We start from the raw sequence: 13,244 nt of genomic DNA on the forward strand, positions 1-13,244 counted from the left end.
TGTGCAACAAGCCATGCGACGGCGTACCAAGGGGCAATTACGACTCATGCTATCGATCGAACTCGGAATTGTGACCGTTCTCATCGTGGTCAACGGTCTGTTGTCCATGTCCGAACTGGCCATCGTCTCCTCGCGTCCTGCCCGTTTAGCTGCACTCGCCGGAAAAGGCGTGCCAGGTTCACGACGCGCGCTCGCTTTGGCATCGGACCCCGGTAAATTCCTGTCGACGGTTCAGATAGGGATCACCCTGATCGGGGTATTGTCCGGCGCGTTCTCCGGAGCGACCCTCGGCCTCCGGCTGACGAACTGGCTTGTCGAGATCGGGGTTTCACAAGGCGTCGCGGATGCCATCGGCGTGGGAGCCGTCGTGACAGTCATCACCTACGCATCGCTTATTGTAGGCGAGCTGGTCCCCAAGCAGATTGCGTTGCGTAATCCTGAAGCCGTGGCGGTCCGTGTCGCACCCTACATGGTGCTGCTTTCCAAGATTTCCCTGCCGCTGGTTTGGCTGCTCGATCGCTCCGGAAGGGTCCTGTTATGGCTGCTAGGTCATCGCGGACAGACGGAGGAGAAAGTAAGCGAAGACGAGATCCGGTCCTTGGTCGTCGAGGCCGAGAACGCGGGCGTGCTGGAGGCCGGAGAAAAGGAAATGATCGCAGGCGTCATGCGTCTCGGCGACCTCCCCGTCGGCGCCGTTATGACCCCGCGCCATGAAGTCAGCATGATCAGCCTAACGGATGCTTCCGAGGTCATCAATGCGGCATTGGCCAATAGCGCCCATTCGCGTTTCGTGGTTTTCGAAGGCGACGCGAATTCAGCAATTGGAATTATCCAAGCGAAGGACCTGCTCGACGTCTATTTGTCCGGCGACACCCCGGATTTGCGCAAGCTGGTCCGGGCTGCGCCGGTGATTCCAGAGTCGCTCGACGCGCGCGACGTTGTCTCGATTCTCCGGGACTCGCCCGTGCATATGGGCCTGGTGCACGATGAGTACGGCACCTTCCAGGGCGTCGTGACCAGCGCCGATATCCTGGAGTCCATTGTCGGCAGCTTCCACACCGACGAAGGGCCGGCCGAACCCGCAGCGGTCAAGCGTGACGACGGTTCCTATCTGATCTCGGGATGGATGCCGGCGATCGAATTTTCCGAATTGCTCAAGATTCCGCTCCTCACCTCCCGGCGGTACCAGACCATCGCCGGCTTCCTGTTGCACGAATTCGGCACCATCCCTGACATCGGCGAACACGTCGAGGTGCACGGGTGGCGGTTCGAAATCGTCGACGTAGACGGACGGCGCATCGACAAGGTGTTGGCCACGCCGCTCACGATCACTGTCTTGAGGTGAGTTCGCATGACCGTCTGTGCTCTCGGGCCGTCGACAACCGCCCGACAAGCGGATCGATCTTATCGGCTGTCGCGCCACGCAACCAGGTACAACGGGGACCTGCGCACCTCTTCAACGGCGGTCCTCGAAATGCCCATATCGGCGAGCAGCCGATCATCAAGCTCGAGAAGCTGCTTGTACTGAGATCGCCGTTCCCAGGCCCGTGCCATTGCGGCAAGCCACGCGAGCGGGATTTTCCAGGACCGGATAAGGACCGGAAAAGACGGGTGAGCGTCGAGGGGGTTGCTTGAACTCTCTATAGTGCTGGCGCAAGACATGGTTTCACCTCCGGAGTGGAGCGAAACAACGCTTGGCTGCAGGAGCTCATCGGGCGGTTGTCAGTGGCCCGAGTGATCTATCTACCATGCCGGCCCGTGGTGCTCAAGCGATAGCAACCGAACATCAATCCATGAAGTCGCCGTTCGGTTTGCCGCGCTTTACCATCTCGCGGCAATACGCATACAGCGCGTCGTAGACGATCCACTCCGCCGCATTGTGCTCATGGTCGTCCCTGAATCCGAGATGCCGGAAGCCTTCGGCGATGGCTTCGAGGCCGGATCCCTCCGGCTGGTGGTACAGCGTGTTATCGGTGTCGGCACCGTTGACGATCCGTCCGAGCAGCACCAGCGCGGGATCGCCGGTCAGCTTGTACTTTTTAAGGATGGCCTCGAACGAGCATTCCTTGCCGTGATGGCCGAGCTCGGCGTCCTTTACGTCGTAGGGGATGGCGTCGAGCCGCTTTGCCTCCGCCATCACCTTGTCGCCGGGCACGAATACGAACTCGGCATCCTTGTCGACAAACTTCTTGATGAGCCACGGGCATGCGACGCGGTCGACCTTGACCTTCTCGCGGGTGATCCATTTCATATTGAGCCTCCCTGTGCAGTTGTTGCGTCCGTGGACGTCAGGCGTCCGATAGGACGAGGATTCCGCCATGCGCGGGCGAAATGACGTAGAGCCGGTCCGGCGCCACCAGCGCCGTCGTGTGCGCGCCGGCGCCGGTCACGGTTCGCGTGGTCTGGCCGTTGCGCGGATCGATCGAGTCGACAAGCCCGGGCTCTCCGATGGCGACGTGAACGAGACCCGTTGCCGGGTTGAAGAACGTGACGTCGGGCGGGCCTCCGATCGGCCAGACGTTGGTGACTTCGCCCGAGGTGCTGCTCATCTCGACCAGGGTTGCATCGTCACAGGCGACATAAAGCCGGCCCCCGGCAGGATCGATGTCGAGACCGTGCGCGCCCGCCGACGGGACCTCCCAATGCGTCACCTCGCCAAGGTCGGGCAGTCTTGCTGCCAGCACCATCGAGGGCTCGCGGATACAGAGGAATATCCGCTCGGCGGCGGCGTCGGTGACGCACCAGCGCGGTCGTCCCGGCAGGTCGATCGATACGTGTCGACGATCGTTCAATCCGTAAAGCTGCAACGTCGGCGCTTCTCCGTCGATGCCGATGCAGGCTGCAATTCCAAGGCCGGACCGGGCGACGATCACGGCACCGTTCGGCCGCCCGCCGGTCTTGTACGTGGCGCGCGTTTCCAGTGTGCCGGCATCGAGCAACGCGATGCTGGCGCTGCCGCGGTTGGTGATCAGGATCTGTCCGTCGTCGGCGACGGCGCCCGCCACCCCCGGAAACCCCGGCAGCGTCGCCAGGCGCCTGCCGGCGGCGTGGTCGATCACCTCGACGCAGTCGCGCGCGGTGTGCGCGATGAAGACGCGCCGGCTCTTGGCATCGAAGGCGGCGTGATCGAACTCGCTGCCTTCGGCGTTCGGTATGGCGATGGTACCGATTGTTTTCAGCGACATGACGTCCTCACGACTTGGCAAGCACGGCCGGTACGATCAGCGACAGGCCGGCGAGCAGGATCAGTATCAGCACCACTTTGCGGAACATCTCGTCGTCGATCTTTCCGTACAGCTGGAAGCCGCTCCAGAGACCGACCAGCAGAAACGGTAGACCGAGCCCGTACAATTTGAGGGTTTCCGTCGTGAAGGCGCCGGAGACGGCCATGGAAATCGAGATCACCACAAAGGCCGCGAACAGCACCGGCTGGAACACCGCCCGTTGCGCATCGCGCGTCCAGCCGCGCCATTGGCAGGAGATGGTCGAGACGACGCCACCCAGTCCGGTCAGTCCGCCGACCAGACCGTTGACGAAGCCGATGCCGATGTCGGGTACCGCGCCGATCTTCATCGGCTTGAACGCCGGCCGCGCCAGGCTGTAGATCGCATAGAGCACCAGCAGCATGCCGACGCCGATCCTCAGATGGACCGGGTTGATGTAGGTCAGCAGCAGCACTCCGATCGGGATGCCTATGGTCGTGCCGAGCGACAGCGGCCAGATGGCCCGCCAGTTCAGCGCTTGGCGCAGTTTCAGGATGCCGTACCCCTGCGTGAGGAGGCCGTATCCCGCGATCAGTGCCGCGGTCTGGATCGGCGTGATGATGTGCAGCCACACGCCGGACACGACGAGCCCCATCGCGAAGCCCGAAAACCCGCTGACGAAGCCGCCGGCAAAGGTGGCAAAAACAAAAAGAACCAGATACAGTCCGTCCATCGGTCATCCCCAAGGCGGGTTGCACTCGATCCGCCTATTTCCCTTCGCCGTAGGTGATTTGATCGAACAGTGTCACGCTGTCGGCTTTGGTCCACAGCCCGACCTTGCCGGCATCGGCGAAGGTGGAATCCTCGACCTCGAACAGTTGTTTGCCATTGAACGAGACACGGAATCGCGTGCCGCTGAAGTCGATGCGCAGGCTGTGCCAGGTGTCGGCCGGAACCTTGATATCGGTTCCGTAACCTCCCTTGCGGCCGACAATGTCGAGCGGGCTGCGGACGCCGTTGACCGTCCTGTAGAGAACGACGTTGTCTTCAAGGGCATTGGCCCGGGTGACGTAGTAGTTGTTGGCGTCCTTCGCCCGCCAAACGATGCCGGCGGCGCGGTCCTGCGATCCGGCGATGGCCATGAACTTCATTTCGACAAAGCCATCCCTGATGCTGGTGTCGTTCTTCAGCAGCAGCGGGTAGGTCGCCCGGCCGGATTGCTTTAGCACCTTCGATTTCGACGGTGCCGTCTCGTCACTTTCGACCGTCCATTTCGGGTCGCCCGATCCCGTGAGGGTGGAGGTCCAGCCCTCGGGCGCGGCACCCGTCTCGGTGCTCTCGAAACTGATCGCATGGTTCGACATGGCACTCACTCCAGTGAGGAAAAGCGTGGTTGCGATGATGGTCGTGCGCTGTCGTGAAGGCCGCGTCTTCACGGCTTTGCGCCACTGATGGGATGCATGGGTGGCTCGGGGAGCGGATCGATGACTGCAACCCCCATCGCGTTCAACGCAATGAAGAATCCTTCGCTGACTTCCTCCTCGTTCCGGAAATAGACGGCGATCGAAGGTCTATCGCGAGGTACTGGTCCGGGGTGGCTTTGCGGCTCGACAGCGGCGAGTTCGTCCGACTTCGTCAAACCGGGGGGCGCGATATCAATATCTGCGGGGGTCCGCTCAGAAGCAGACGGCAAACGAAATTCACTGGGAAAAATTGGAGGCTTGCTCGTGTCCATGTGCAAATCCCTCGACAGGTCGAGCGTTGCACAGTTCTTGGACCGTAGCCTCAAGGGGAGACTGTATTTCCCCTGAGCACGTCATAATCCGGCCGGGGCAAAAAGGCAACGGCATCTTCATGGTCGGCTCCGGCAGCGACGTTACACCTTGGCGCTGGCCTGTTTAGGCGAAGGGTCGGAGGCCGCGGCCCTCCCGCTGCCGACTCCTCAAGCGATCCCCTCCTTCATCGTCTGCCGGTCTCGAAGAACCAACAGCGGTACGGTAATCACACCACTGACGAGGAGAAGCCAGTCTTGCGGGACTTGCAGGAGAATGGCGGCACTGCCCCCAATCAAAGACCAGATAAAGGGAACGACAAGAAGCCAGCGTGGCACAGGGCGGACCGTCAACAGAAGGAGCCCGAACGTAAAAATGACCATGGGGCACGGCGTAACGCCAAACATCGGCATTTCGGGATAGGCATGGCCGGCGGCTACGCCAATCACCGGATAGATAATCGCCGCGTAGGCCACGAACGCCCCACCGATGACGGCTGGCAGGCCGGGTCGTAGACCGAAATCAATCTGACAGCGATACACGCCGACGTAGAGAAGATAGCAGCCATGGAAAATGAACAACACCGCAAAAATGTAGGCAGCCTTGTTGATCGAGGAGAACGAAAGCAAGTGATAGCCGACGCCCGTCCACAACCACATCATCGCCAGGTTGCCGGCAATGACCCGGTCTCCCTCCGGCCTTTTGCGGAAGAGCAATGCGACCGCGACGCCACCGAGCAGATATGCGGCAATCTGGGCCGGCCAAATGGAGTGGTTGTAATCCACAAAGACAAAACGGAACTGCTCGGGCGTAAAGGGCAGCATGGCTCGCCTCCCATGCTCCAAATTACCTAGGCGGCTCCTGATGCAGTGCTTTGATTTGGAGCAAAGTTTTCTAAAAAGTTGACCGCTTGATGGCATCTCCTCAGAACATCACATCGCTAATGCGTTGGCACTGCCACGAGGCAGTCGGAGCAGCGAACTACTCAGCCGCTTCATCTTAGGCCAGGTCTACCGTTGATCTGACTGGTCCCCTTCCAACGCTGTAGCTCAAATCCCAGCCAGCGAAAAATGCTGTGCTGGTCAAGCACTATTCTTATCGATGCTACCGATACGATTGAGTTTGCCAATGACCGCTTCGCGCCGATTGTGTTGAAGAAGTCGGCGGCCTAACCATTCAAGATGTCGCGAGGAGCAAGGCGCGCGAGGGTTCGTTTGTGCTCAGGCAGGCACTGGGGCGGGCAGCGGGATCAGCTTTGCCAGCTTTCGGAGGTTCTGGACGGTGGCAGCGAGTAGGAACTCGTCTTGAGCACCAAGCGGACCTCTCTGCCTGAGCCGATCGAGGCGCAGGATGCGCTTGAGATGTGCGAACAGCATCTCGATCTTCTTCCGTTCACGCCGCGACGTCACGTAAGCCTCGGTCTTGGCGATGACGCGCGCCACGTCTCGAGCGTTCTCGTAAATTGAACGTGGGACCTTGCGGGCGGGCATCATCGGACAGCAACGCGGCTTGAGCTCGCAGGCGTCGCAGTCATATTTGCTGGCGCGATACAGCAGTGTTGCTCCGTCGTTCACCAGAGTTCCGGTAGAGCCCAGCACCTTGCCAGTTGGACAGACGTAGATATCGGCTTCCTGATTGTAGTCGAAGTCTCCGCGCGAGAACGTCCCATCGGCACGGGCCGACTTGTCGAACACCGGAATGTGCGGCTCGATGGCGCGCTCGTTGACCAACCACCCCAGCATCTCGGCTGATCCGTAGGCACTGTCGGCGGCCAGGCGCTCGGGACAAAGCCCGAGGCAATCTTCGGTACGCTCAATCATTGTGCGTGCCGCACCGACCTCGGCCTGCCGGATAGCTCGCGTCGCCTCGACATCGACGATGATCGCCGCCTTCAGGTCGATCAGGTAGTTGTCGGCGTAAGCAAAGAAGGCATGCCCCTTGTGAGCGCCGGTCCATTGTGCGGCTGGATCCGATCTGGAGATGAACTTCGGTACCGTATCGCTGGCAGTGCCCCAGGCAGCCTCATCCAGGGTGTCGAGATATTCCCGGACGGATCGGCGCGTCCTGGCAAGGGCCTCCCAGTCGACCTCATCAGACCCGGCAGCAGAGCGCTGCTTGTTGGCATCGGCAGCGATTAGGCTGGCATCGACAGCAAAGGCAGCCCCGTCGACCAGCCCCTCGGCCATGCAGCGCCGGACCACGGTCTCAAACAGCTTTCGCAGCAGATCGCAGTCGCGGAAGCGGCCATGCCTATTCTTGGAGAAGGTGGAGTGGTCCGGCACCTCGCCGTCGAGGCCGAGCCGACAGAACCAACGGTACGCGAGGTTCAGGTGCACCTCCTCGCACAGCCGCCGTTCGGAACGAATGCCGTAGCAGTAGCCAACCAGCAACATCCGGACAAGCAGTTCGGGATCAATCGAAGGCCGGCCAGTAGAGCTGTAAAATGGAGCCAAGTGGCTCCGAACGTCTGACAAATCGACAAAACGGTCGATCGACCGCAGCATGTGAGTTGCCGGAACGTGTCGCTCAAGAGAGAATTCGTAGAACAGCGCCGCCTGATCAACCTGCCGCGGACCCATCATCGATTCGATCTCCCGCCCCGACGGGACAGAATGAATCAGTGATCACGGTCGGCTTCAACACCGAGTTTTTCAACACAATCCGCCAATAGCCGTCAGTCACTTGAAGGCAGCTTTTGATTCGGAAACGAACTCAGCTCCCATCAATAACCATCTCGGTTGAGGCTCGAATATTCCAGCGCAATCTTTCCTATTGCGCAATACGGCCTGCCGCGGCGATGTAGAGCGGAATTCCTAGTAACAAGTTGAACGGAAAGGTCACGCCAAGCGACAGCGTCAGGGCAATGGCCGGGTTGGCTGCGGGCAACGCAAGACGCATCGCGGCTGGCACTGCGATGTAGGACGCTGAGGCTGCAAGGGTGATCAGGACAGCAGTGCTCCCGGCGGAAAGGCCTATCAAGGTCGCCATTGTGGCGGCCAATGCTGCGCTGATCAGCGGCATCACAACGGCAAAGGCCGTCACGGTAATGGAAAGATATCGCCAGCCCTGTTTGAGACCGCGACCAGCGACCAGTCCCATATCGAGCAGGAAGATACATAATATTCCAGGGAACGCGTCAACAATGAAAGGCTTCAACATAGTCATGCCACGTTGACCAGTGATCAGGCCGATGACAAGAGCTCCGATCAGGATGAAAATCGAGCCGTTGAACGCTACCTCTCGCAGGAAGTCTCCGCCCGCCACCCTCGCAGTTGGTTCGTCCGTGCGCCGTGCAATTAGCAGCGCCGCAAGAATGGCGGGCGTTTCCATTGCAGCGGCAACAGCGACGAGATAGCCGTCATAGGGAATGGACAGCTGGTCGAGGACACCTGTTACCGCGACGAAGGTGACTGCTGAAATCGAACCATAGTGTCCGGCCACGGCGGCTGCATCAACGGCCTTCAGGTTTGTGGTCGCCCGTAGCAATGCGTATGCGACGAAGGGGATGCCGAACGACAGCAGGATCCCTGCCGCTACCGTCGCGATCAACTCGCCGGTGAAACCATGGTGTGCCGCTTCGACGCCGCCTCGGAAGCCAATCGATAAGAGAAGATAGATAGAGAGAAGCTTGGCGATGGCCTCCGGAATGGAGAGGTCGGAGCGTGCCAACGCCGCCAGGAGCCCAAGGACGAAGAACAGGACCATTGGAGACAGGAGGTTCTGAAAGGCAAGATCGAACATCCTGGCTTGGAACCTTCTCGCAGGCGGTTTGAAGTTTCTCTCGCTGACCGGCTTTTGCCGGGGTTCTGCACAAATGTGAAATGAGTTATCTCGCTGGGGGCGATTGAGGATTCCAATGGATTCGAGCGGCGGTAGAGCCCCTGGCGGGCTGGGCTGCTGCGGCATCATCAAGAGCACCCGTTGTGATGCATCATCGCCGTGATGCCAGGGCTAGGTCGCCGAGTTGCCGCGCCCGGCCGCAATTTCTAGCGAATGCGTTATATGGTCTGCCAAGAGCTGAGCAGCGCGGGATAACGTTCCGGGTGCCCGATACAACGCGATTTCGGTATCAGGCATCGTAGGAAGGTTATGTTCTGCGCCCAACATCATCAGGCCTTCTGGCGCCATATCCTTCGACAGCACCGTCACTCCCAAGCCGGCGCGGACAGCAGCCTGCAGGCCCTCGCTGCTCGGACTGGTGTAGACGATCCGCCACTCTCGTTTAGCGGCTTGAAGGGCGGCAAGAGCACGCTTGCGATAGACGTCGGGGGCGGGCGCCAGCACCAGCGGAATGGGGCGGGTAGCGTCCAGCAGCAGCTTGGGTCCACTCACCCAGACTAAGGTGTCGCGCCAGACGGAAATTCCGCCGGCCGGTCCTTGAGGCTCGCGTTTGACCAGAACCAGATCGTACTCACCCTTGGAAAATCCCTCCAGCAGGTTGGAGCTGAAATTACAATTGACCTCAAGGGCAACGCGCGGATGGGTTCGTGCGAACCGCGCCAATATGTCCGGAAGGTAAACGGTGGCGAAGTCCTCGGGGGTTCCAAGACGTACGTTGCCTTCGACGTCAGGCTCGAGAATGCGTGAACGTGCCTCGTCGGCAAGATGAAGCAACTGCCGTGCATAATTGAGCAGAATCTCACCGTCGGGTGTCAGCAGGAAATCGCGGCCATCGCGTTCGAACACGCGCCGTCCGAGGTTCTGTTCAAGTTTCCTGATCTGCAGGCTGACCGTGGATTGAGTGCGGCCAACTCGTTCGGCGGCGCGGGTGAAGCTGGCATTGTCGACCACCGCGATGAATGTCCGAAGCAGGTCAAAGTCGAACGGCGGTAATGGTGTGCTCAAAGCTGCCGCCTGGGTTCACTTGGGGTGCTGCGGAAGAATGTCATCAAACCAATCCCGCTCCGTTCGCGTTCGAAATCCGATTGGGACGGCACCTTCATATCGGTTCTGCTTCCCGCGGCTGGACTACGTTCTTTTATCGGGTCCCGTACGACGAAGCCATAGGCGCTTAGCATGACGCCAAATTGTTGCATCGTTAGCCCTCGGTTGTCGCTGGAGCGTCAGCAGCCGTCTGCTCGAGGGATCTGGCCCGACGCCCCGGCACCTCCTGCGTGACGATCGGCGGAGTCCGAAGTCGGGCGTCCGACGGCTCTCCGGTCTGTTCGCGGTCATATTCCTGTTCGGCCAGCCTTCGGCGTTCGGCCCGAGGCAATGCAAAGCGGTCGTAGAGGATGGGAAGCAGCAGCAGGGTCAGCGCCGTCGCGGTGATCAGTCCGCCTATCACCACACTGGCGAGCGGGCGCTGGATTTCCGCTCCGGGACCATCGGCGAACAGGAACGGAGCGAGGCCGAGCGCGGCAATCGACGCCGTCAGGATGACGGGTCGCAGTCTCCGTCGCGCACCCTCCATCACGGCTTCGCGGAACGGCAGTGTGCCGCGGGCGCAGACCTCGTTGATGTAGGAAACCAGCACCACGCCGTTGAGAACTGCAATGCCCATGAGGGCGATGAAGCCCACGGAGGCCGGCACCGAGAGGAATTCGCCTGATGCCCACAGCGCGACAACGCCGCCGATCGTCGCAAACGGCACGTTACAGAAAACCAGGGTAGCCTGTCTCAACGATCCGAACGTCAGGTAGAGCAACAGGAAGATGGCGCCCAGCGCAATCGGCACCACGATCGCGAGTCGCGCCGCCGCCCGCTGTTGGTTTTCAAACTGTCCGCCCCAGACCAGCGAATATCCTTTGGGCAGTTCGACGCGCGCCGCAGCCGTCTTGGCGTCGTCGACGAAGCCGACGAGGTCGCGCCCGCGCACGTTCGCCAGCACGGTCGCGAAGCGCTGGCCGTCCTCGCGGATCACCTGAATAGGCCCGTCCTCGACCCGGATGTTCGCAACTTGGCCGAGTTCGACAGTGCCACCACCGGGAAGCACGACCGGCACCCGCGCGAGGTCGGCGGCCGACGCTCGCAAACGCTCCTCGCCGCGGATCACCAGTGGCGTCCGCACCTGACCCTCCAGTACGATGCCGAGGCGGCGGCCGTCGACCCAGACTCTGAGCGCCTCCTGTACCTCCTCGGCGTTCAGCCCAAAGCGGCCCGCCTGGGCGCGGTCGACCGCCACCGTGAAGTAGCGCATCCCGGCGTTGCGAAGCGCGAAAACGTCGATCGCGCCTGGGACAGAGCGAATCGCGGAAGCGACGTCGCGAGCCACCCGGTTCAGGGTAGCAATGTCGTCACCGAACATCTTGACAACAACGTCGCCGCGCGCACCGATAATCATTTCCTGAACCCGCATATCGATCGGTTGGGTGAGCGCGTAGCTGATGCCCGGAATGCCGTCGAGCACGCGGCGCAGTTCGCCGAGGAACCAGCGCATGTCGTCGCCCCGCCACGCGCCGCGCGGAGCCAGCGTCATGAACATGTCGGTCTCGTTGAGGCCGACCGGATCGATGCCGAGTTCGTCGGCGCCGGCCCGGGCGATGACCCGCCGAATCTCGGGAATCTCCGCCTTGAGGGCTTGCTGAATACGTAGATCCGTCTGCGCCGCTTCGTCGACCGAAATAGTTGGAAACTTGCGGATGGTGATGACGGGCGTGCCCTCATCCATGACGGGCATGAAGGTGCTGCCGATGCGCGGGAAAACGACGGCGACCGCCGCGATGCCGATCGCGACTGCCACGAGAACGCCGATGGGCCGCCGCATCACATAGGCGAGCAGCGGATCGTAGCCGGCGTGCAGCTTGCGCACCAGCCACGGCTCGGCATGCGCGCCGGTGCGCAGCAGATGGGCGGACAGCGCGGGAACCACGGTTAGCGAGAGCAGCAGCGCGGCGATCAGCGCCACCACGATGGTGAGCGCAACCGGGCTGAACAGCCGGCCCTCCAGACCCTGCAAGGCAAGCAGCGGCATGAACACGAGGATGATGATGGCGACGCCCGATACGAGCGGCACGGCGACCTCACGCGTTGCCTCCAAGGCGAGGCGCAGGCGCGTGGCAAGATTGGGTTTTTCTACGGTGGAAAGGCGGTGCTCGACATTTTCCACCACCACTACGGCGCAGTCGACCAGCAAACCTATGGCTATCGCCAGTCCCCCGAGCGACATGATGTTTGCCGACCATCCCAGCAGGCGCATCACACCGAAGGTCGTCATCACCGCAAGCGGCAGGATCAGCGAAACGACCAGTGCCGAGCGCAGATTTCCAAGGAAAAGCAGCAGCAGTACGACGACGAACAAGATTGCCTCAAGCAGCACTTTCTGCACGGTCCAGACGGCCTTGCCGATCAGTTCGCTGCGGTCGTAGAAAACCACGATGCGGGCGCCCTCGGGCAGTTGCGGCTCGAGTGAAGCGAAGCGCGCCTTCACGCCGTCCACCACGGTGCGCGCATTGGCGCCACGCAGGCCGAGCACCATGCCCCACACGGCCTCGCCGGCCGCATCCGCCGTTACCACGCCGTTGCGGGCGAGCGAGCCGAACCTCACGTCGGCAATGTCGCTGACCCGCACGATCACGCCGCTGCGCGTCGCCACCACGGTGTTGCGGATATCGTCCAGGGTCTGGATGCGACCTTCCGACCGGACCAGCAACGCTTCCTCGCCGTTCCGGATGCGTCCGGCCCCGTCGTTGCGGTTGTTAACCTCGACAGCCTTCTCCAGCATCTGCGTGGTGATGCCGCGCGCGGCCATGGCGGAGGCCGACGGAATCACCTCGAAGGTGCGCACATGGCCCCCCAACACATTGACGTCGGCGACACCCGGAAGGCTGCGCAGCGCCGGCCGGATCGTCCAGTCGAGCAGCGACCGCTTCTCCTGCGTCGACATGCTCGCCGAGTCGATGGTGAACATCACCATCTCTGCGAGAGGGGTCACGATCGGAGCGAGGCCGCCGTCGCTGCCGGCGGGAAGCTGGTCGCGCACCTCCTGCAGGCGCTCATTGACCTGCGCGCGGGCCCAGAAGATATCGGTTCCGTCGGCAAACTCGAAGGTCAGCAGCGCGACCGCGTATCGTGTCGTGGATCGCATGCGCACGAGGTTCGGGATGCCGCGCGCAGCCAGCTCGATGGGGGTTGTGACCCGGCTCTCAAGTTCCTCAGGACTGAGGCCGGGCGCCTGCATCGAAACCAGTACCTGGATCGGTGCGACATCGGGAAAGGCGTCGATCGAAAGCTTCTGGTAGGCGATCGTCCCCCAGACGGCCAACGCGATAGCCCCGATGAACACGATGAGACGCTGCTTCAGCGCGAGGTCGACCAGTCCGGAAAGCAT

Annotated in this window: 12 protein-coding genes; 1 reads left to right on the forward strand and 11 read right to left on the reverse strand. The window is 61.6% G+C overall.

The genetic code is table 11. The features are described 5' to 3' along the window. Positions 1 to 46: 46 nt before the first annotated feature. A complete protein-coding gene (locus Q8N40_RS04605; protein ID WP_305710998.1) occupies positions 47 to 1,345 on the forward strand; it encodes a hemolysin family protein in 1,299 nt (432 codons plus the stop codon). Between the two features lie 59 nt (positions 1,346 to 1,404). Here Q8N40_RS04605 and Q8N40_RS26670 read toward each other — a convergent pair whose 3' ends face one another. The 11 genes from Q8N40_RS26670 to Q8N40_RS04660 form a co-directional block, all read right to left on the reverse strand. After that, entirely contained in the window at positions 1,405 to 1,662 is a 258-nt protein-coding gene (locus Q8N40_RS26670) for a DUF1127 domain-containing protein (protein WP_371135615.1), read from the reverse strand. A gap of 124 nt (positions 1,663 to 1,786) precedes the next feature. Further along, positions 1,787 to 2,251, reverse strand: a complete 465-nt coding sequence (locus Q8N40_RS04615) for a chromate resistance protein ChrB domain-containing protein (RefSeq protein WP_305710968.1) — start codon at positions 2,249 to 2,251, stop codon at positions 1,787 to 1,789. Between the two features lie 37 nt (positions 2,252 to 2,288). Next, on the reverse strand, positions 2,289 to 3,185 hold the full coding sequence (locus Q8N40_RS04620) for a YncE family protein (RefSeq protein WP_305710969.1): 897 nt from the start codon (positions 3,183 to 3,185) through the stop codon (positions 2,289 to 2,291). 7 nt (positions 3,186 to 3,192) lie between these two features. Beyond that, positions 3,193 to 3,936, reverse strand: a complete 744-nt coding sequence (locus Q8N40_RS04625) for a sulfite exporter TauE/SafE family protein (RefSeq protein ID WP_305710970.1) — start codon at positions 3,934 to 3,936, stop codon at positions 3,193 to 3,195. 34 nt (positions 3,937 to 3,970) lie between these two features. Then, complete coding sequence (locus tag Q8N40_RS04630) at positions 3,971 to 4,567, reverse strand: family 16 glycoside hydrolase (protein ID WP_305710971.1); 597 nt, start codon at positions 4,565 to 4,567, stop codon at positions 3,971 to 3,973. A 68-nt stretch (positions 4,568 to 4,635) separates the two neighbouring features. Then, on the reverse strand, positions 4,636 to 4,938 hold the full coding sequence (locus tag Q8N40_RS04635) for a hypothetical protein (RefSeq protein ID WP_305710972.1): 303 nt from the start codon (positions 4,936 to 4,938) through the stop codon (positions 4,636 to 4,638). 207 nt (positions 4,939 to 5,145) lie between these two features. Further along, positions 5,146 to 5,799 carry a DUF6064 family protein gene (locus Q8N40_RS04640; protein ID WP_305710973.1) on the reverse strand — a complete coding sequence of 218 codons (654 nt, stop codon included), beginning with the start codon at positions 5,797 to 5,799 and terminating at the stop codon, positions 5,146 to 5,148. 396 nt (positions 5,800 to 6,195) lie between these two features. Beyond that, positions 6,196 to 7,557 (reverse strand): IS1182 family transposase, encoded by a 1,362-nt coding sequence (locus Q8N40_RS04645; RefSeq protein ID WP_305710974.1) that lies wholly within the window; start codon positions 7,555 to 7,557, stop codon positions 6,196 to 6,198. Between the two features lie 187 nt (positions 7,558 to 7,744). Next, entirely contained in the window at positions 7,745 to 8,716 is a 972-nt protein-coding gene (locus tag Q8N40_RS04650) for a sodium-dependent bicarbonate transport family permease (RefSeq protein ID WP_305710975.1), read from the reverse strand. A gap of 210 nt (positions 8,717 to 8,926) precedes the next feature. Beyond that, positions 8,927 to 9,820, reverse strand: a complete 894-nt coding sequence (locus Q8N40_RS04655; protein WP_305710976.1) for a LysR substrate-binding domain-containing protein — start codon at positions 9,818 to 9,820, stop codon at positions 8,927 to 8,929. 193 nt (positions 9,821 to 10,013) lie between these two features. Next, on the reverse strand, positions 10,014 to 13,244 hold the full coding sequence (locus Q8N40_RS04660) for an efflux RND transporter permease subunit (RefSeq protein WP_305710977.1): 3,231 nt from the start codon (positions 13,242 to 13,244) through the stop codon (positions 10,014 to 10,016).

The sequence above is a fragment of the Bradyrhizobium sp. genome (genome assembly GCF_030693485.1).
Classification (GTDB): domain Bacteria; phylum Pseudomonadota; class Alphaproteobacteria; order Rhizobiales; family Xanthobacteraceae; genus Bradyrhizobium.